Genomic DNA, 18,401 nt, shown 5'->3' on the forward strand with positions numbered 1-18,401 from the left:
CGTGCGCGACAAGTGACCGACCAGGAACCCGTGCCCCACCCCCGCGCCTGCCCGCGACCCGAGGGAGAACGCCCCCGATGACCACCCCCGCCACCGCCCGGCCGCTCGAGAACGCGGTGTTCGGCGCGGCCATGCTCGCCCACCGACTGCCCTGGGCGGACGCTCCCGCCCGCGCCCTGGGCCTGGACTCCCTCACCCGAGAGGGCGCGGCCCGCGGGGTCCTCGCGCACCTGCGCCGCAGCGGCTCCGGGCGCCCCGTCCGGCTGCGCACCCCGTTCGGCACGTTCCTCGTCCCGCTCGGCCCGGCCGACACCGCTGCACTCCTCGCCGAGGGCGCCGCCGCGGACGCGCTCGCCCCCGCCGTACGGCTCGACGCGGCCGGACGCCGCCACGGACTGCACCCCCACGTCCCGCTCCCGCCGGACGCCGTCCCCTCCGCCGCCGCGTTCGCCGGACCGCTGGCCGAGGAACTGGAGCGGACGGCCGCCGCACGCCGGGACGACCACGCCCTCCCCTGGGAGGCCTGGCGGCCCGGGCTGCTGCGCGCCGCCCGCCGGGTCGTCGCGGGCGCGGCGGCGGCGGACGACACCCTGCTCAGCGAGGTGCTGGCCAGGACGGCCCACGCCGCGGGAGGCCGCGGGTACGACGGCAGGGCGGCCGCCCTGGGCCGCAGGACCGCCCCCTACCTGGCCGACCCGGACCCCGGCTCGGTGGCCGCCGGCCTGGTCCGCGGGTCGGCGGCCGTACCCGCCGCCCGTACCGGGGACGCGCCGGCGGCGGGGGAGGGGCGGCCCGGGGAGGCGCTGGCCCACACCCTGGCGGTGGTCTCGGAGGCGGCCGTCACGACCGCCCTCCAGGCCCTCGCCCTCACGGCCGCGGGCGTGCCGCGCGCCGCTGCCGGCCCCGCCGGGGCCGTGGCCCTCGCCCTCGACCACTTCCCGCCGGTCGAGGCTGCCGTCCACCCGGTCCGGACCCCCTTCACCTGGGAGGGACTCGCCGTCGGCGCCGGCACCGAGATCCTCGCCGCCCCCGGCTGGCTCCGGGAGGACGGGGACGCCTCCGGCTCCGGGGACACCGGCGACGGCCTCGACGTTCCGTGGCACGAACGGCCCTCGCCGCTGTGCGGATCCGCGACCGGCTGCACGGCCTCCGCGTTCGCCGTCCGGGTCGCCGAGGAGACCGTCCGCTTCTTCACCGCGACCGCCCGGCCCGCCCTGCTGTCCCCGGCCATCAGCCCGGACCGGATGCCGCTCACCCTCGCCCCGCACACCCTGCGGGTCGCCTTTCCCGCCGCCGGCGCCGTCCCCCCGGCCGTGCCCGCCGCCGGCCCCGCCTCGTACGCGGTCCTGGCCCGGGCCGACGCCGACCGGCTCGACCGGCACGCCCGGAGCCTCGCCGACTGCGCCGCCGCACCGGGCTGGAACGGCGACGAGAGCGGCGAGCGCTTCCGGATGCGGCTGCTGGAGCACGCCGAACGGTGCACCCGCGCCGCCTCCGACGTCCGCGAGGCCGCCCGGCGCCTCGGCGACTGACGCGCCCGGAGCGGCGTGGCCCCGTACTCTCCGGGGCGGGCGGCCCGGCGCCGCCCGCCCCGCGGGGTCCGTCGCTACCGGAGGAGGGAGTCGCGCCGTTCGCGCTCCCGTTCCACCATGTCCTGCACGGTGGCCTGGACCTCGGCGCACAGCCGTCGGGCGGCGGCCGAGCGCTCGCCGAAGCCCCTGGGCCGCTCCGGCGGCTCGATCGGCTCGCCGATGGAGACCAGCCACTTCGCGGGCAGCGGGAAGGGCGAGGTCAGCGGGAAGTAGGGCAGGTCCAGGAACCTGGCCAGGGCGGGCAGCTCCCCGAGCTTGGGCGAGGACTCCTCGGCCCCGATGACGGCGACCGGCACGATCGGCGCCCCGGTGTGCAGGGCGGCCACGGCGAATCCGGGGCTGAAGGGCTGGAGCCGGTAGCGGTCGCGGAACGGTTTCTCCAGCCCCGAGACCCCCTCCGGGAACACCGCGACCAGCTCACCGTCGCCCAGGCGCTTCATCGCCGCCCTCGGGTCGATCGGGACGGCGCCCTTCCGCGCGGCGTACGGACCCAGTACCGGGAGCCGGAAGACGAAGGGCGCGGCGAGCACGTGCAGCCGGCGCCGCAGCGAGCGGAGCAGCGCCTTCTGCAGGACGAACGCGTCCAGCCCCCAGGCCCCGGAATGGTTGGAGACCAGTACCGCCGGCCCCTCGGCGGGGATGTTCTCCAGCCCCAGCACGTCCAGCCGGAACCAGTCGTCGATGAACCATTCGAGCAGCCGCTCCCAGGCGTTCTCGCCGGCATCCCCGAGCAGCTTGCGCAGGAAGCGCAGCTCGCTCCCGGCGACCTCGATGACATCGGCCAGGCTCTCGGACACGAGACGGTCCTCCCCTTCTCCGTGCGGTAGGCCAACCAGCCCTCGCGGCAAGGGCCTCCACGGTGAACGGCGGCAAGGCCCCTTTGATCACGAGGACGCGGCGAATTCGTCCGTCGAGTCTTCGTTCGCCCGTTCCCCCGAGCCGGCCCGGACCCGCGCCACGCGCGCCACGCAACGATCTTCGGCTCGTTGACCGGGTGGACCGTTCACCGATCGAACCCCCCCCAGGAGCCCCCATGGCCGAGACCGCGCTGCCGGTGATCCTTCTCGCGGACCCCGATCCGCTCCGCCGCCACGAGACGGCCGAGCTCGTACAGGGCTGGTACCGGACGTCGTTCCGCGTCCTCCAGGTCGGCGGGCTCACCGAGGCGGAGCGGGTGCTGCACGCGCTGGCCGGGCGGGACGTGCCCGTCTGCGCGGTGGTCACGGACGAGCACCCCGGGGCGTACCCCGAACGGCACCCGGCCACCCGCTGGCTGCTCCTCACCGAGGGCGCCACCGGCCCGTCCGGCCCGTCCGTCACCGTGGTCGACCGCACCCCGGCGGCGGCCCCCGACGGCGGCACCGGCCTGCCCGAGCGGCTGCGGGCCGCCCTCGACGACTCCCTCTGCACCTGGAACGCCGCGCGCCGCGGCGACCTCCCCACCGCCGAGGTGCGCGGCCACCGCTTCTCGCCGGCCGCCTACGCCGTACGGGACTTCCTCGGCCGCAGCGACGTCCTCTTCCGGTGGGTGCCGCAGGAGGAACTGCCGGACGCACCGGTGACCGTCCGGCTCGGCGACGGCACCGAACTCGTCGACCCCTCGATCAGCGAACTGGCCGACCGGCTCGGCCTCATCAGGCCGGCCGAGCACGAGCACTACGACGTCGCCGTCATCGGCGGCGGCCCCGGCGGACTCTCCACGGCCGTCTACGCGGCCGCGGAGGGCATGAGCGTGGTCGTCATCGAGGACGACGCGCCCGGCGGCCAGGCGGGATCGACCTCCCGGATCGAGAACTACCTGGGCTTCCCGGTCGGGCTCACCGGCGGCGACCTCGCACAGCGCGCCCTCCAGCAGGCCCGCCGGGTCCGCGTCGAATGGCAGCCCACCCGGGTGGCGACCCGCCTGATTCCCGCGCAGTCGGGCGACCACACCGTCGAGTTCGTCAAGGCGGGCACGGCCGAGACGGCGTCGGTCTCGGCGGCAGCGGTCGTCGTGGCCACCGGAGTGGAGTGGAACCGCCTCGCGAGCCCGGGCACCGAACGGCTCCTCAACTCCGGTGTCTACTACGGCGCCTCCCTCTCCGACGCCCCCTCCACCGTCGGCGAGGACGTCTACATGGTGGGCGCGGGCAACTCCGCCGGCCAGGCCGCGCTCTACTTCGCCCGCTACGCCCGCTCCGTCACCCTCGTCGTCCGCGGCACCGACCTCGGCGCCTCCATGTCGAACTACCTGGTTCAGCGGATCGAGCGGACGCCCGGGCTGAACGTCCTGCTCGGCACCGAGGTGGCCGAGTGCCTGGGCGGGACGACGCTGACCGGCCTGCGGCTGCGCGAACGCACCGGGGGCGAGCGCACCGTCCCCGCCCGCTGCCTGTACGTCCTGATCGGCGGGCGCCCGTCGACGGACTGGCTCGGCGGCGCCCTGGATCTCGACGACCGCGGCTACGTCCTCACCGGCACCGGCGGCGTCGGCCGCGACGCCCTTCCGATGGAGACCAGCCTGCCGGGTGTCTTCGCCGTCGGCGACGTGCGCGCCGGCTCCGTCAAGCGGGTCGGCGCCGCGGTCGGCGAGGGCGCCGCCGTGGCCCACTACCTGATCGAATACCGCCGCCGCCACTCGGGCCGCTTCCGGGAGGCCGGCGCCTTCGGCGGGTTCTGAGGGCACCTGCAGTCGCCGGAGGCCGCAACTCGGACATGTGGTGGGGCCTCCACCCCGGTCACGCGGCCGTCGGCCCCCGGCCGCGGCGGCGCGGCTCATGGAGGCGGAGCAGGCGGGCTTCGACGCGCCCCCCGAGGACGCGGGTCTCGAAGGCCGGCTGGGGGGCGGTGGCCGGCCCCTCGACGTTCCAGCCGTCCGACAGCCGGAACAGGCTGCGGTGCCAGGGGCAGCGGACGCAGCCGTCCTCGACCTCCCCTTCCGACAGCGGGCCGCCCATGTGGGAGCAGCGGTCGGCCAGTGCGCGGACGGTGCCGTCCTCCTCGCGCACGACGAGGACGTCCACCCCGTCGATGCGGGCGGGGGTGGCCCGGCCCACGGGGAAGGCGGCCGCGGGCCCCACGTGGTGCCACCCGTCCCGGACCCGGTGTCCGACCAGTTCGGCGTGGTTGGCGCCGGCCGCCTGCCGGTAGGCGAGATGGCCGCCGAGCGCGCCCGCCGCGCCCACCGTCGCCAGCCCGGCCATGGCCAGGGCCCGGCCGCGCAGTCCCCGGCCGCGGGTGCGGGCGTGGAGCGAGGCGGCGTAGAGGGCGACCCCGGCGGTGTTGGCCAGGGCGTGGACGAGCCCGGTACGGGCCTGCTCGGGCGGCAGCTCCGCCCAGTCCGCCCAGCCCGCGGCGGCCGCCGGGACCGCCGCGGCCAGTCCGACCCCGACCAGCAGGGGCGCGGCGCGCTGCCGCCCCGGAAGCAGGTCCAGTACGGAGGCCGAGAGCCAGGTCCCGACGGGCACCTGGACCAGCAGGGGGTGTGCCGGGTGCCCCAGGGGGCGGCCGTGGAGCAGGTCGCGCGCCGCCCCGAGCGGAAGGGCCCGGACCGCTCTGCGGAGCCCTCCGATCAGGGCGTCGGCCTGCGGGGCCTGCTCGATCCGCTCGACCACTGCCAGCAGCGGGCCCGGGCCTGGTGTCCTGCGGTGCGTGTCCATGGGCTCGCGTCTACCCGGGGCGGCCGGAGCCATGTGCGCGGGAGGCGTGTACGGTCGCCCGGTGCGGGCGCGCGGCCAAAGTCCCGTCGCAGCCGGGCCCGGGGTGCCCCCGGACCTCCTGTGCGGCGCGCGCCGCACGCATGGCCGGCCGTCGGTCGGGGCAGGGGCGGGCGGGGGCACAAGCGTCAGGGAGAGGGCCGCCATGACGGAACCGGACCTCGGTGACTTCGCCGTCGCGCAGGACGGCCCGCTGTACGTGGTCACGGCGGCCGCGGACGGGCAGCGGGCCGGCTGCCTCGTCGGATTCGCCTCGCAGTGCTCGATCGACCCCCCGCGCTTCGTCGTGTGGCTGTCGGTGGAGAACCACACGTACGCGGTGGCGCGCCGCGCCCGGCATCTCACCGTGCACGTCCTGGGCAGGGACCAGAAGGCGCTGGCCCGGCTCTTCGGCGGCAGCACCGGGGACCGCACGGACAAGTTCGCCGGGATCGACTGGCGGCCCGGGCGGGAGGGCAGTCCCGTCCTGACCGGCGTGGCGGCCTGGTTCACCGGGCGGATCGAGGCCGTCTTCGCCGGGGGAGACCACGAGGGCTTCCTGCTGGTTCCCGTCGACGGCGGGACAGCGGCCCCGGGGCCCGCCGCCGCGCCGCTGCGGTACGGCGACGCCCGGGACATCGAGGCCGGGCACCCGGCCTGACCGGCCTTGCCGCTCAGGGGCATCGACAGTCCGGGCGCTCGCTTCCGCGAGGGACGCACCGCGACCGCCCCGTCGTCACGGCGCCGTTCAGGGACTGCGTGACGCGCACGGCCCCGACACGCCGGCCGCGTACGGGCCCGCCTCCGCCCCGAGGCGGTCCGCGGCGGTCCAAGGGATCCGCGTCGCCGGGGACGCGCCCGGCGTCCGCGTCACAGGGCGAGCACGATCCCGTACGCGAGGAAGAACAGTGCGACCATGACGGCCAGGGCCACGATGGCCACGAGCGGGCCCTTGGACCAGCCGCGCTTCAGCGGCCGGTGGGGTCCGGCGCCCGAGGCGGTGCTCGCCTCGGCGGGAGGGGTCTCGCCGGGCGGCACCGAGCCGCCCGGCTCCAGACCGGTGGTGGTGCGGGGATCGGGGTCGGGGGAGTGGGTACTCATGTCCGGCGTGTCCCCGGAAACGGGGCGGCCATGCCCGGGCGGACGTACTTCCCCGGGCGGGCCGCGTCCCTCTGCACGAAGCCTCCTCCCCGTCCCGTCCCCCGCGCGCTGCTTGGAAGAGCTCCCGGTTCGGCCGGACGCGCCCGGGTAGGCGCCGTTCCGAGACCGCCGGCGGCCACTGTCAGCGCGGCGCCGGAGGCGACCGATCCTGCCGTCCCTCGAACTCCCGGGAGAGAGCATGTCCGAGCAGAACGAGCCCGAGCGCACCGTTCCCGCGCACTCCGCACCCGAGGTACCGGGCAAGCCGGGAGCCGGCACCCCCGGGGTGGAGGAGCCGGCCCGTCCGCGCCCGCCGCTGCCGCCCAGGCCGGACCAGAGGGGCCCGGAGTCCGTCAGCCCCACCGGCCAGGCCACGGGCGTGCGGCAGGCACGCGAGGCCCAGAGCGGCGCCTACCTGACGACCGCGCAGGGCACCCGCCCGTACGAGACCGACCACTCGCTGAAGGCCGGCTCCCGCGGTCCGGTTCTCCTCCAGGACCACCACCTGCGCGAGAAGATCACCCACTTCGACCACGAACGGATCCCGGAGCGGGTGGTGCACGCGCGGGGCGCGGGCGCCCACGGCGTCTTCCGCGGCTACGGCGCGGCCGGCGAGGTGTGCCGGGCGGCCTTCCTCGGCAGGGACGTGGAAACGCCCGTCTTCGTCCGGTTCTCCACCGTCCTCGGCTCGCGCGGATCCGCCGACACCGTACGCGACACCCGCGGCTTCGCCGTCAAGTTCTACACACAGGAGGGCACCTTCGACCTGGTGGGCAACAACATCCCGGTGTTCTTCATCCAGGACGCCATCAAGTTCCCCGACGTCGTCCACGCCGCCAAACCCCACCCGGACCGAGAGGTACCGCAGGCGCAGAGCGCGCACGACACCTTCTGGGACTTCGTCTCCCTGCACACCGAGGCCACCCACCACACCCTCTGGAACATGTCCGACCGGGGCATCCCCCGCTCCTACCGGATGATGGAGGGCTTCGGCGTCCACACCTTCCGGCTGGCCAACGCGGCGGGGGAGACGGCACTGGCCAAGTTCCACTGGAAGCCCGAACTGGGCGTGCACTCCCTGACCTGGGAGGAAGCCCAGCTGATCGGCGGAACGGACCCCGACTTCCACCGCCGCGACCTCTTCGACGCCATCGAGTCCGGTGCCCTTCCCGCGTGGGAACTGGGCATCCAGCTCTTCCCCGACACCCCCGAGCAGACCTTCGAGGGCATCGACCTCCTCGACCCCACGAAGATCGTGCCGGAGGAACTCTCGCCCGTGCAGCCCGTCGGCCGGCTGATCCTGAACGCCAACACCAGGAACTTCTTCGCCGAGACCGAGCAGGTCGCCTTCCACCCCGGGCACCTGGTGCCGGGCATCGACGTCACCGACGACCCGCTGCTCGCCGGCCGGCTCTTCTCCTACCTCGACACGCAGATCAGCCGCCTCGGCGGCCCCAACTTCGCCCAGATACCGGTCAACCGACCGCACGTCCCGGTCAACGACATGATGCGCGACGGCATGCACCAGACGGCCGTGCACACGGGCGTGGCACCGTACCGGCCCAACAGCCTGGACGGCGGCTGTCCCTTCCTGGCGGGCGCGGACTCGGCCGCCTACGTCGAAGCGCCGGTGCACGTACCCGCCGCGAAGAAGAGCCGGGAGGCCGCCGCCTCCTTCTCCGACCACTTCAGCCAGCCGCGCCTGTTCTGGCTGAGCATGAGCCCGACGGAGCGAGAGCACATCATCGCCGCGTACACCTTCGAACTGGGCAAGTGCTACGAACAGGCGGTCAGGGAAAGGGCGGTGGGCGTCCTCGCCAACATCGACCCCGAGTTGTGCGCACAGGTCGCCGCCGGGCTCGGCCTGCCCGTCCCCGAGCCCACCGTCCCCCTCGCCGACGTCGAGCCCAGCCCCGCGCTGTCCCAGGTCGGAGGGACCTGGCCGGTCGACGGCCGGGTGATCGGCATCGTCGCCGGCCCGGACACGGAACCGGGGGAGGTGCGGGCCGTGCAGCGGGCCGCCGTCGCGCAGGGCATGCTCCCGCTCGTGATCGCGCCGACCGGGGGGACGCTCGACGACGGCGAGGACGAACCCGTCGGCGTACAGCGCACCCTCGCGACCGCGCGATCGGTCGAGTACGACGCCCTCGTCCTCGCCGGTGCCCCACGGCCCGCCGCCGACGCCGACGGTGCGCGCGACGCCAAGGCGGGCGTCCCCGGCAGTCCGCAGCTCGACCCGCGGGTACTGCTCCTGGTCACCGAGGCCTACCGGCACGGCAAGGCCATCGCCGGCTGGAACGGCGGCGAGCGGGCGCTGGAGGCCGCCGGCATCGCCACCGACGGGCCCGGCGTCATCGTCGGCGACTCGGGCGAGTCGGTGCTCGACGCACTCGCCGTGGCGCTGGGCAGGCACCGGGTCTGGGACCGCTTCCCCGCCCCGAACGGCTGAGCCCTTCCCCACCGCCTACGGCTCCTCCTCCGGCTCCTCCTCGACCACGTGCATGGCGGCCTCCTCGGCGGAGGCCGCCCCGCCGTTGATTCCGGTGTCGCGGGCCAGTACGGAGAGGTGCCGCCGCACCGGCGACGGGTCGTCCGCCGGGGCCATCCGGCCGGCCCGGGCGCGGCCCGCAGTGGAGGCGTCGCCGTGGGGATCGCCGGACATGTCCTCGCTTCCGCCCCCGCCGTCCCCGATCAGGTCCTCGCCGGGGACGGACTCCGAGCCGGATGCCGCGTCGTCCGCCGCGGGGTCCGGCTCGGGCTGCTCCTGGGCGAGCCGCTGGTCGAGCGTCTCCCCTGTGTGCTGTTCCTCCGCCGTGGTGCCGTGCCGGGTGACCGCGAGGGGCCGCTCGGGCGGGGAATAGCCCGTGTCCAGGGTCTGGTCCAGGTCGGGTTCGCCGAGGGCGTTCTCCATGTCCGGCTGCGATTCGCCGGGCTCCGCCTCGTCGTGGGGCTGGTAGACATCGTCCCCCCGGGGCTCGCTGCTGCTCATGGCCGTCGGCTCCTCTCCGGCGGGACCGCACTGCCGTGCCGGCGTCGGGCGGGGCGACCGGCCTGGAACAGTTCCAGCATACGCTCGATCACCTCGTCGAAGTCCTGCCAGGGCCCCGACGGTTCCGCGGCGGCCCGGCGGGGGGCTGCGTCCGGGTGGCTGCTCCTCCTCACCGACATGGCGACCTCCTCTCGGACGCGGGCTTCTTCCCCGGATCCGGAGGCCCATGCCGGGGAGCGCGGGCGCGTGGACAGGCCCGGACGGGGTAGGCGTCGCACACGGCCGGCGTGCGCCGGCCCGTCCCCCGAGGAACGGAAAGGAGAAGGCCATGCCCCGTGGCTCCTCCCCGAAGCGGGAGCGGCAGTACGAGCACATCAAGGACTCGGCGCTCGACCGCGGCGAGTCCGAGAAGCGCGCCGAGGAGATCGCCGCCCGGACGGTGAACAAGGAACGCGCCCGCTCCGGCGAGTCGAAGACGGCCAGCAGGTCGTCCATCGAGGACATGTCCTCGTCCAAGCGAGGCGGACAGCGGTCGCACAGCGGCTCCCAGGGGCCCACGAAGGACCAGCTCTACAACGAGGCCAGGAAGCGGAACATCAAGGGCCGCTCCCAGATGGACAAAGCGGAGCTCAAGGAGGCCCTCGGCCGCTGAGACCGCCCCGCGCGGACGGTGCGGGTCACGGAGGATTCGGGGCCCGAGAGCGGGGCAGACGCACGGCGGGCCCGCGGGGCGCGTCGTGATCTTTCCCCCCCGATTCACGACCCCCGCGGTCCCGCCCGGCCCCCTCGCCTCCCCCCTGGGGGGGCCGGGCACCCTTGCGCTGGCGCGTGGGACGGCGCGGGCCGGGAAGCGGTGGGGGTCGGCCGCCGGCCTGGCCGGGGTGAGGTCGACGACCGTCGTGCCCCATGCTCGGATCCGAGCCCGTCACGGGAACGGGGGGCTCCTGCGTGTCTGCGTGCCGGCCGGGCGCGCCCGGCGCGGACCGGAGGATTTCCGGCGGACCGCACCCGGGGGCGTCCCGGGCCTGGTCAAACGGGGGTCGCGTGCGCAAGGATCACGGCCGCACCTCGCACACACCTCGCCATCCCCGTCCCAGGAGGATCTGTATGGCTCGCCGCATATCCCGCGGCCTCGTCGCCGCGGCCAGCGCCACCGTGGCCACGCTCGCCCTCGCCGGCCCGGTCTCCGCGCAGTCCGCGGGCAGCGGGGCGGCCGCCTCCGCTCCGCCCCAGGCGCGGATCTTCATGGTCAACCCCGTCCAGTCCTCCGGCGACCAGTCGCTGACCGACGGCAAGGACGGCAACGCCGCCGTCCCCGAATCCGCCTACACCCTGGCCGCGCTGCGCAACCTCGACGGCAGCGGCTCCCTCTCCGGGAAGTGGGCCGCCGTGCGGTCGGAGACCGGCGGTGCGGCGCGGCTCGCGGACGTGGGCTCGTACAGCCGCAAGGACGACCGGTTCGAGCAGGTCATGGCGTACTTCTGGGTCGACACGGCGCAGGAGTACCTGCAGAGCCTGGGCTTCGGCAGCGACCTGCCCGGCGCCAACGACCGCGTACAGCCCGTCCGGATCAACCAGTGGGGCGCCGACAACTCCTTCTTCTCCGACAAGAAGGCCGAGATCCGCTTCGGCAAGGGCGGCGTGGACGACGCCGAGGACGCCGAGGTCATCGTCCACGAGTACGGGCACGCCGTGCACAACGCCCAGGTTCCCGGCTTCGGCACCTCCCCGGAGGCCGGAGCGATCGGCGAGGCGTTCGGCGACTACCTGGCCGTCTCCGTCGGCGCGTACGCGGACGAGGCCCACGGCTGGCCGCGCCGCACCGACCTGGCCTGCGTCGGCGACTGGGACTCGGTCGAGTACAGCGCGGCCCCGCACTGCCTGCGGCGCGTCGACGGGGACAAGGTCTACGCCGACCGCGTCGGCGAGGTCCACGCGGACGGGGAGATCTGGTCCCGGGCGCTGTTCGACATCCGGCAGGCGCTCGGCGCCCGCACGGCCGGCCGGATCATCGTCGACGCCCAGTTCGGCTTCCGGCCGGACACCGACTTCCGGGACGCGGCGCTGACGACCGTCGCGACCGCGCAGCGCATGTACGGGGCGGAGGCGGCGGCCGCCGTGCGCGCGGCCTTCAGGGCCCGCGAGATCCCCGGCGTGTAGCCGGGCGCGCGGGTGCCGCCGGCCTGGCCCCGGGCCGGGCGGCACCCGCGCGGACGGCGCGGTTCAGGCGTTCAACAGGCGGTTGAAGAACGAGCGGTAGTGCCGCAGGGCCTGGCGCAGGTCCTCCGTGGCCACGTCGTCCCCGCGCTGCCACTGCCCCTCCAGCTCCTGCTTGTGCGAGGAGAAGGTGCCGGCGAGGCTCTGCATGACCTCGGCCACCAGGGTGTCCGCTGCGGTGACGGCCTCCCGCGGGTCGTCGACGAAGCGGCCCTGGATCTCGCCCCAGGCCGTCCGGTAGCGCTCGGCGTCCACGGTGTCGAGCAGCGGCTGCCCGTCGCCGCTCTCCGCCCCGGTCCCGCCCCGCGGTTCGGCGGGGCGCCGCCCGGCTGTCGTGCCCTCCTCCCGGGCCCCGGCCCCGTCCGCCGACACGTCGTGCGAGACGTCGTGCGACACCTCGTCCGGCCGGTCGGTCCCGGCCCACCCGTCCTCCTCGCGCAGATCGGCGGTGGACCCGCCGGACAGTGTCTCCCCGGTCGCCTCGCCGGGGTATACCGGAGGCCCGGCGTCCGCGCGCCCGGTGCCCGGGCCCGCCAGGTCCTCCGTGGTCAGGGGGGCCGCGCCCCGCTGCGTCCTGTCGTGGGTGCCCATGTCACCGACTCCTCTGATCCGTCAGCAGTTCGTCGAACAGGGCGCGGTAGTGGACCATCGCCGCGCGCAGTTCCTCCGTGGTCGCCTGCCCGTCCGCGCTGCGCGACCTGACCTCGTGCGCGGCCCGGTAGTGCTCCAGCGTCCGCCCGTGCTCGACCGACAGGTCGCGGACGGCTCCGCGGTACCCGTCCGTCGGGTAGCCGCGTTCCCTCATCAGCTTCGCCACCAGGTCGTCGGCCTCGTCGACCGATCCCGCGGGCCGGTCCACGAAGTGGACCTGGACCTCGCTCCACCGGTCGGCGAACTGGCGCTGCCGTTCGGGGGGCAGTTCCCTGATGTCGAGCTTGTCGTGCCGGGCCTCGCGGGCCCGCAGGTCGCGTTCGGCGGCGAGGACGCCGCCCTTCTCGTCGACCGCGCGCTCGTACTCGGGTCCGAAACGGCGGCGCAGGTGGCGCCGGCGCGCGAGCAGTGCCAGGGTCACGGTGATGGCGAGGACCACGATCACCGCGGCCACCACGACGGCTATGAGTGTGCTTGTCGACATCTCGGTCCTCCGTCCCGGGCACCTCGCGCCCGTACCAGCGCGGCTGCCCACCCCATATGAGGACAAACCACAGCAATCTTCCTGCGGAACTACGAGTTCAGCCCAGCAGGTTGTGGGCGGGCGGCACGTGTCGATCTGCGGCCGCAGCTCCCACGGGTAGAGCGCCGGCGCGCCCGCGCGGTGGTGGGCGGCCCACTGGAGCGACAGGTCGAGGGTGATCCGCGGGAAGTCGTTCGTCACCACCTCAACGGTTCGGACGTCCACGATCGCCGGCACGGTGATCCCCCGGTCGTAGCCGGGGTCGCGGGCGAGGTAGGCCTCCCGCAGCCGCTCGATGCCGAGCACGGGGTCGCGCCCGGCGCCTACCCGGGGACACGCGCGGTGAACGCGGCCCGGACGGGCTGTGAGGTGGCTGTGAACGAGCGGAATAGTGGGGTCCGGGGTGCGGGAAGAGGGTCGACAAGTTCTATATTCGTACGAACCATCCACGCGCGGCGGCCCGGCTGCGGTGATCAGGGGGGACGACAGGCATGGCCGACACCGACACCGTTCCGGGCAACCGGACGGAGTCCCGGAGTGCCCGCAAGCTCCAGCGGAAGGCGCGCAGCCGCAAGCGCCTGGGCATAGCCATAGCCGTCGTGGCCGTCGCCGGGGCGGCGGCCACTGCATACGCCTTCACCCTGGGCGGCGACCCGGGGGCGGCGCGGCGCGACGCGAAGCTCGCGGCCTCGGAGAGCGCGGCCGAGGCGGCCGCCGCCGCGAAGGGCGCGGAGGAGCCGTGGGACGGCAAGGTCAAGGTGCTGGGCGACGGTTCCACCTCCTACACCGGGCCGCAGCCGAACCAGCTCAAGCCCGAGAAGCTCAAGCCCGGCGAGAAGCCGCCGCAGTTCGTGGTCTTCTCCTGGGACGGCGCCCTGGAAGGCGATGACCACCTGTTCTCGCACTTCCGTCAGGTGGCCAAGGAGAACAAGGCCCACATGACCTTCTTCCTCACGGGCATCTACCTCCTGCCCGACGGCAAGAAGATGCTCTACCGCCCGCCGCAGCACCCGCAGGGCGCGGCCGCCATCTCCTACCCGACCGTCCCGCACGTGAAGTCCACCCTGGCCCAGCTGCGCGGCGCCTGGACCGACGGCAACGAGATCGGCTCGCACTTCAACGGGCACTTCTGCGGCCCCAAGGGCGGCGGGGACTGGAGCCCCGACGAGTGGAAGAGCGAGATCGACCAGACGTACGCGTTCGTCAAGAACTGGAAGACGAACACCGGCTTCACCAAGGAAGCCCCCCTGCCCTTCGACCCCGACCGTGAGGTCGTCGGCGGCCGTGCGCCCTGCCTGGAGGGCCAGAAGAACCTGCTGACCGCGATCAAGCCGTACGGCTGGCGCTACGACGCGAGTTCCTCGGGCGACTTCCAGCTGTGGCCGTCGAAGATGAACGGCATCTGGAACTTCCCGCTCCAGCTCGTGCCCCTCCAGGGCAAGGAGCTGCAGGTCCTCTCCATGGACTTCAACTTCCTCTACAACCAGTCCGGCGACAGCACCAAGGGCGACCCGGCTAAGTACCCGGCCTGGGAGGCGCAGACCCGCGGCTCCTACCTCAACGGCTTCAACCGCGTCTACAACGGCAGCCGGGCGCCCATGTTCATCGGCAACCACTTCGAGGACTGGAACGGCGGCATCTACATGCAGGCCGTGGAGGACGTGATGCGGGACGTCTGCCCGCGCTCGGACGTCCGCTGCGTGTCCTTCAAGGAGCTGTCGGACTGGCTCGACGCCCAGGACCCCAAAATCCTGGCCCAGCTGCGCATGCTGGACCCCGCCCAGGCGCCCGACTGGAACACGCTGGTCAAGTGAGGGGCCGGGGGCGGGGCCGGAGAGGACTCCGGCCCCGCCCCCCGTTCTACTTCACGGCCTTGATGTAGTCCGCCCACAGCCGCACGGCCCGGTCACTGCCCGGCGTGCCCGGGGCGTCCCCGCCCAGCCCCGTCAGCGGCTGTGCGATCAGGTCGGTCAGCGCCATCCGGTAGACCACCACCGCCGTGGACTCCTTCTCGGTGTTCGCCACGAACCAGCCCGCCGTGTTCGCCGCCGTGGTCCCGGTCTTGCCCGCGGCGCCGGGGTGCGCCTTGGCCGCCGCCTTCGCCGAACCGTCGGTGACGGCGCCGCGCAGGGCCTCCGTCACGGAGCGGGCGGTCTTCGCCGACATCGCCCGGACCGGCTTCGGCGCGTCCAGCGGCACCGCGGTGCCGTTGCGTGAGACCGAGCGCACCGAGTAGGGGTCGGTGTGCATGCCGTCGGCCGCGAAGGTCGCGTAGGCGCCGGCCATGCGGATCGCGCTGGGCTTGGAGTTCTCCCCGAGCGAGAACGTCGGGATCCGCGTGCCGAGGCTCGACGGCAGCAGGCCCGCGCGCTCGGCGAACGTCTCCACCCGGTCGAGCCCGACGTCGAGGCCGAGCTGGAGCATCGGGGTGTTGACGGAGTTGGCGACGGCCTGCTGGAGGGTCACCTGGCCCCAGCTGCGGTTCCCGTCGTTGTGCCCCTTGACCACCTTGCCGCTGCGGTCCCAGTACGGCCCCTCGGGCGTCTGCACGGTCACCTGGTCGTTTCCGTCGTACACCGTGGCGGGGGTGACGGGGGTGCGGTCCTTGCCGCGCGTGCGTACCACCCCCTCCTCCAGGGCGGCGGCGTAGACGAGCGGGGTGAACGCCGTCCCGACCGGGATCGTGGTCGAGTTCGCCTGGTTGAACCCCTGCTTGAGGTAGTCGGGGCCGCCGTAGACCGCGAGCAGCCGCCCGTCCGGGGCGACGCTCGCCGCGCCGATCTTCGCGTGCGTGTCGGTCCCGGGCCGCTTCTCCGCGTCGAAGTCCTTCTGGGCCTTCTGCACGGCGTCCGTCAGCGCCGCCATGCGGGACTGGTCGAAGGTCGTGTAGACCTGGTAGCCGCCGAGGTCGAAGTCGGCGTCCTTGACGTGCCCGGCCTTGACCGCGTAGGCCTTGGCCAGCTCCACCAGGTAGCCGTTCTGCGCGCCGGGCGTGCCGGCCGTGCCGGGGCCCGTGGGTTCCGGGAACTTCGTGTACGAGGCCCGCTCCGCGGGCGTGAGCTGGCCGGTGTCGACCATGCGGTCCAGGATCCAGCTCCAGCGCTCCACGGCCCGCTTGTGGTTCTCCTCGCCGAGTGCGGGGTCGTACAGTCCGGCGCCCTTGAGGAGGGAGGCGAGGAAGGCGCCCTCGCTCGGGTTGAGCTTCGAGACGTCCTTGCCGTAGTACGCCTGGGAGGCGCGCTGGATGCCGTAGGTGCCGCGGCCGAACCAGCTGGTGTTGAGGTAGTCCTGGAGGATCTGCTTCTTGCCCTTCTGGTTGTCCAGCTTCAGGGCCAGGAGGATCTCGGTGAACTTCCGGGAGAGGGTGCGGTCCTGGTTCAGGTAGGCGTTCTTCACGTACTGCTGGGTGATGGTGGACCCGCCCTGGGTCTCGCCGCCCGTCAGCGCGGCGCGCACGGCGCGCATGACCCCGGAGGGGGAGACGCCGGGGTCCGTGTAGAAGCTGGCGTTCTCCGCCGCGAGCACGGCTCCCTGGACCTTGGGGGGCACCTTGTCCAGGGGCATCTCCTGCCGGCTGACCCAGCCGGTCCGGGCCATGGTGGAGCCGTCGGCCCAGTAGTAGACGTTGTCCTGTTGTGTGGCGAAAGAGTTGAGGTCGTCGGGTATGTCCGTCGTGGCGTACGCGATGCCGACGAAGGCGGCGCAGCCCGTGAACAGGTACAGGCAGGCGCCCAGCCACTGGCGCCAGGAGGGTGTCCAGCGGCGCCAGCCGCTGCGGCCGGGTCTCGGGTAGGCCGGCCGCATCCGCCGCAGCAGCGGCAGCAGGGGCCGCATCCGCAGCAGCAGGGGCCGCACCCGCGCGGCGGCGGGCGCCAGGGCCCCCGCCAGGGCCGGCGCGAGCGCCCGCAGCCGCCCCGCTCCCGCGCGGGGACGCCGGCGCGCCCCCGATCCGCCCAGACGGCCTGGGGAGGCCGCTCCGGCGGCGTCCGAGGGCGTGCGACCGCCCCGCGACCGCCCTCTTCCGCCCGTATGCTGCCTGGCCACTGCGGATGCTCCCTCTTCCGTGCTTTCCGGGACACCCTAGATGCATTCGCTGTGAGCCGGTCGGGGTGGTCACCACGAGCCACGCCCGCCGCCCCGGGACCTTCCGCGGTGACGAAGCGGAGTCAGGCGACTGCATGCATCGGCTTCTCCTACCGGGCATCGGGTGACAAAGCGGAACGCGCCGAATCAGTCGCCTAGTTGTGCGAAAATTCCGTCCTCCCAGTCCGTGTGGACCGGGTGACAAGGGGAGAACAGTGATACCTAAGAGGTTCAGGCCCGCCGCCATCGCGGCCCTGACCGTGGCCCTGGCGTCCGGGGGCTTCTTCGCTTACTCGGCGAGCGCCGTCCCGGGCCCCGTAGAGGCCGACAAGGCCACCACCGACGCCTTCGCCCGCCTTGCCGACGACGTGCTCTCGCAGCGCACCCAGGCCCTGGTCGACGGCCAGACCGTGCGCCACGGCCATGGCCAGGGGGGCAAGAAGAAGGCCCGCGTCTCGGACCGCCTGAAGAAGGACGAGGACGCGGCGATCCAGTCGCTGCGCTCCCGCAAGGCGCGGCTGGCGGAGCTGGGCGAGGTCTACAGCGGGGCCGACACCAAGGTCACCGTCGACCGTGCCGTGGTGACCGGGGGGAAGGCGACCGTCCAGGTCACCGAGCAGACCACGCTCACCTACAAGAAGGTGCACGGGGACGAGCCGTCGACGACCGACTTCAAGACGCGCTACGAGCTCACGCTCAACAGCAGGAAGGGCGGTGACTGGGAGCTCGACACGATCAAGTCCCAGGAGAGCGGCCCGGTCGCCGTCAACGAGCCGGTCGCGGCCAAGGCGGCCGTCGTCAAGGACGACGGCAACCAGTACCCCGACGGTACGCCCGCGTCCACCAAGTACCCGGCGACGGCCAAGCCCAAGACGCTGACCGGCGGCGCCTACAACTACGCCGCCATGGCGCAGTACGCCGAGAAGTACTGGAGCAACTACAACCCGGCTTACCGCAAGTTCAGCGGCAACGGCGGCGACTGCACCAACTTCATCAGCCAGGCGCTGAAGGCGGGCGGATGGAAGCCGGTACCGGGCACGTCCTCGGACTACCGCAACTGGTGGTACGACGGCGCCAAGCAGGCCGACTCGTGGGTCGGCGCCAACGAGTGGGCCTGGTTCACGCTCTCCAACCAGCGTGCCGCCAACCTGGCCAACGTCTACCAGCTGGACGTCGGCGACATCCTGCAGGCGGACTTCAACCGGGACGGGTCCAAGGACCACTCCATGATGGTGACGTACCGCAGCAAGGCCGGAATGCCTTACCTGACGTACCACTCCACCAATACGTACCGGAAGTCGCTCGCGAGCATCCTCGCGTCCTACCCGAACGCGGTGTACTACGCATACCGCACCTGACGGGCGGCCCTGACGGGCACTCCCCGGCCCCTCCCGCCGCGCGGCCAGCGCGGCGGGAGGGGCCTTTTTGCGCGCTCACGGCCGGAAACCGCTGGTCGGAGGGGAAAACATGCCATCCAGAAAGATCACTGCATCGAAGTAATACCAAGACCATTCCAAGGTCAACTGGCGGAG

15 protein-coding genes are annotated in these 18,401 nt (G+C 73.8%); 8 read left to right on the top strand and 7 right to left on the bottom strand.

Features of this window, described 5'->3' with window-relative positions; genetic code table 11:
- Positions 1-77 precede the first annotated feature (77 nt).
- Positions 78-1,532: a hypothetical protein gene (locus ACFY15_RS08985; RefSeq protein ID WP_390825266.1), complete on the top strand. Its 1,455-nt coding sequence runs from the start codon at positions 78-80 to the stop codon at positions 1,530-1,532.
- Between the two features lie 74 nt (positions 1,533-1,606).
- Here ACFY15_RS08985 and ACFY15_RS08990 read toward each other — a convergent pair whose 3' ends face one another.
- Complete coding sequence (locus ACFY15_RS08990) at positions 1,607-2,389, bottom strand: lysophospholipid acyltransferase family protein (RefSeq protein WP_390687111.1); 783 nt, start codon at positions 2,387-2,389, stop codon at positions 1,607-1,609.
- 236 nt (positions 2,390-2,625) lie between these two features.
- Between ACFY15_RS08990 and ACFY15_RS08995 the strand changes: the two genes are divergently transcribed.
- Complete coding sequence (locus ACFY15_RS08995) at positions 2,626-4,251, top strand: NAD(P)/FAD-dependent oxidoreductase (protein ID WP_390825267.1); 1,626 nt, start codon at positions 2,626-2,628, stop codon at positions 4,249-4,251.
- Between the two features lie 58 nt (positions 4,252-4,309).
- Here the strand turns inward: ACFY15_RS08995 and ACFY15_RS09000 are convergent, their stop codons facing one another.
- Entirely contained in the window at positions 4,310-5,230 is a 921-nt protein-coding gene (locus ACFY15_RS09000; protein WP_390687113.1) for a Rieske 2Fe-2S domain-containing protein, read from the bottom strand.
- A gap of 202 nt (positions 5,231-5,432) precedes the next feature.
- Here ACFY15_RS09000 and ACFY15_RS09005 point away from each other — a divergent pair, with 202 nt between their 5' ends.
- Positions 5,433-5,927 carry a flavin reductase family protein gene (locus ACFY15_RS09005; protein ID WP_390825268.1) on the top strand — a complete coding sequence of 165 codons (495 nt, stop codon included), beginning with the start codon at positions 5,433-5,435 and terminating at the stop codon, positions 5,925-5,927.
- A gap of 209 nt (positions 5,928-6,136) precedes the next feature.
- Here the strand turns inward: ACFY15_RS09005 and ACFY15_RS09010 are convergent, their stop codons facing one another.
- Positions 6,137-6,367, bottom strand: coding sequence for a DUF6480 family protein (locus tag ACFY15_RS09010; RefSeq protein WP_390825269.1), 231 nt, complete (start codon positions 6,365-6,367; stop codon positions 6,137-6,139).
- A gap of 238 nt (positions 6,368-6,605) precedes the next feature.
- Between ACFY15_RS09010 and ACFY15_RS09015 the strand changes: the two genes are divergently transcribed.
- Positions 6,606-8,855: a catalase gene (locus ACFY15_RS09015; protein ID WP_390687115.1), complete on the top strand. Its 2,250-nt coding sequence runs from the start codon at positions 6,606-6,608 to the stop codon at positions 8,853-8,855.
- 15 nt (positions 8,856-8,870) lie between these two features.
- Here ACFY15_RS09015 and ACFY15_RS09020 read toward each other — a convergent pair whose 3' ends face one another.
- On the bottom strand, positions 8,871-9,395 hold the full coding sequence (locus tag ACFY15_RS09020) for a DUF5709 domain-containing protein (RefSeq protein WP_390687116.1): 525 nt from the start codon (positions 9,393-9,395) through the stop codon (positions 8,871-8,873).
- A gap of 328 nt (positions 9,396-9,723) precedes the next feature.
- Here ACFY15_RS09020 and ACFY15_RS09025 point away from each other — a divergent pair, with 328 nt between their 5' ends.
- Both ACFY15_RS09025 and ACFY15_RS09030 read left to right on the top strand, forming a co-directional pair.
- A complete protein-coding gene (locus ACFY15_RS09025) occupies positions 9,724-10,047 on the top strand; it encodes a plasmid stabilization protein (protein ID WP_390687117.1) in 324 nt (107 codons plus the stop codon).
- Between the two features lie 455 nt (positions 10,048-10,502).
- Positions 10,503-11,555 carry a M4 family metallopeptidase gene (locus ACFY15_RS09030; RefSeq protein WP_390687118.1) on the top strand — a complete coding sequence of 351 codons (1,053 nt, stop codon included), beginning with the start codon at positions 10,503-10,505 and terminating at the stop codon, positions 11,553-11,555.
- Between the two features lie 63 nt (positions 11,556-11,618).
- On the opposite strand, the gene ACFY15_RS09035 is transcribed toward ACFY15_RS09030, so the two are convergent.
- Positions 11,619-12,203: a hypothetical protein gene (locus tag ACFY15_RS09035; protein ID WP_390687119.1), complete on the bottom strand. Its 585-nt coding sequence runs from the start codon at positions 12,201-12,203 to the stop codon at positions 11,619-11,621.
- 1 nt (position 12,204) lies between these two features.
- Positions 12,205-13,092, bottom strand: coding sequence for a hypothetical protein (locus ACFY15_RS09040; protein ID WP_390687120.1), 888 nt, complete (start codon positions 13,090-13,092; stop codon positions 12,205-12,207).
- A gap of 185 nt (positions 13,093-13,277) precedes the next feature.
- On the opposite strand from ACFY15_RS09040, the gene ACFY15_RS09045 reads away from it, so the two are divergent.
- A complete protein-coding gene (locus ACFY15_RS09045; RefSeq protein WP_390687121.1) occupies positions 13,278-14,600 on the top strand; it encodes a hypothetical protein in 1,323 nt (440 codons plus the stop codon).
- Between the two features lie 46 nt (positions 14,601-14,646).
- On the opposite strand, the gene ACFY15_RS09050 is transcribed toward ACFY15_RS09045, so the two are convergent.
- The gene (locus tag ACFY15_RS09050) at positions 14,647-16,830 is read right to left on the bottom strand and encodes a transglycosylase domain-containing protein (protein WP_390687122.1); all 2,184 of its coding nucleotides are present in this window, start codon (positions 16,828-16,830) and stop codon (positions 14,647-14,649) included.
- 254 nt (positions 16,831-17,084) lie between these two features.
- Between ACFY15_RS09050 and ACFY15_RS09055 the strand changes: the two genes are divergently transcribed.
- A complete protein-coding gene (locus ACFY15_RS09055) occupies positions 17,085-18,227 on the top strand; it encodes an amidase domain-containing protein (protein WP_390687123.1) in 1,143 nt (380 codons plus the stop codon).
- Positions 18,228-18,401 lie beyond the last annotated feature (174 nt).

Source organism: Streptomyces sp. NPDC001373, from assembly GCF_042895815.1.
Taxonomy (GTDB): Bacteria; Actinomycetota; Actinomycetes; order Streptomycetales; family Streptomycetaceae; genus Streptomyces.

Excerpts from the sequence above, each read along its gene's own strand:
- ACFY15_RS09000 (WP_390687113.1), bottom strand. The coding sequence starts at position 5,230 with ATGGACACGCACCGCAGGACACCAGGCCCGGGCCCGCTGCTGGCAGTG.
- ACFY15_RS08985 (WP_390825266.1), top strand. The coding sequence starts at position 78 with ATGACCACCCCCGCCACCGCCCGGCCGCTCGAGAACGCGGTGTTCGGC.
- ACFY15_RS09010 (WP_390825269.1), bottom strand. The coding sequence starts at position 6,367 with ATGAGTACCCACTCCCCCGACCCCGATCCCCGCACCACCACCGGTCTG.
- ACFY15_RS09015 (WP_390687115.1), top strand. The coding sequence starts at position 6,606 with ATGTCCGAGCAGAACGAGCCCGAGCGCACCGTTCCCGCGCACTCCGCA.
- ACFY15_RS09030 (WP_390687118.1), top strand. The coding sequence starts at position 10,503 with ATGGCTCGCCGCATATCCCGCGGCCTCGTCGCCGCGGCCAGCGCCACC.
- ACFY15_RS09025 (WP_390687117.1), top strand. The coding sequence starts at position 9,724 with ATGCCCCGTGGCTCCTCCCCGAAGCGGGAGCGGCAGTACGAGCACATC.
- ACFY15_RS09005 (WP_390825268.1), top strand. The coding sequence starts at position 5,433 with ATGACGGAACCGGACCTCGGTGACTTCGCCGTCGCGCAGGACGGCCCG.
- ACFY15_RS09045 (WP_390687121.1), top strand. The coding sequence starts at position 13,278 with ATGGCCGACACCGACACCGTTCCGGGCAACCGGACGGAGTCCCGGAGT.
- ACFY15_RS08995 (WP_390825267.1), top strand. The coding sequence starts at position 2,626 with ATGGCCGAGACCGCGCTGCCGGTGATCCTTCTCGCGGACCCCGATCCG.
- ACFY15_RS09035 (WP_390687119.1), bottom strand. The coding sequence starts at position 12,203 with ATGGGCACCCACGACAGGACGCAGCGGGGCGCGGCCCCCCTGACCACG.
- ACFY15_RS09020 (WP_390687116.1), bottom strand. The coding sequence starts at position 9,395 with ATGAGCAGCAGCGAGCCCCGGGGGGACGATGTCTACCAGCCCCACGAC.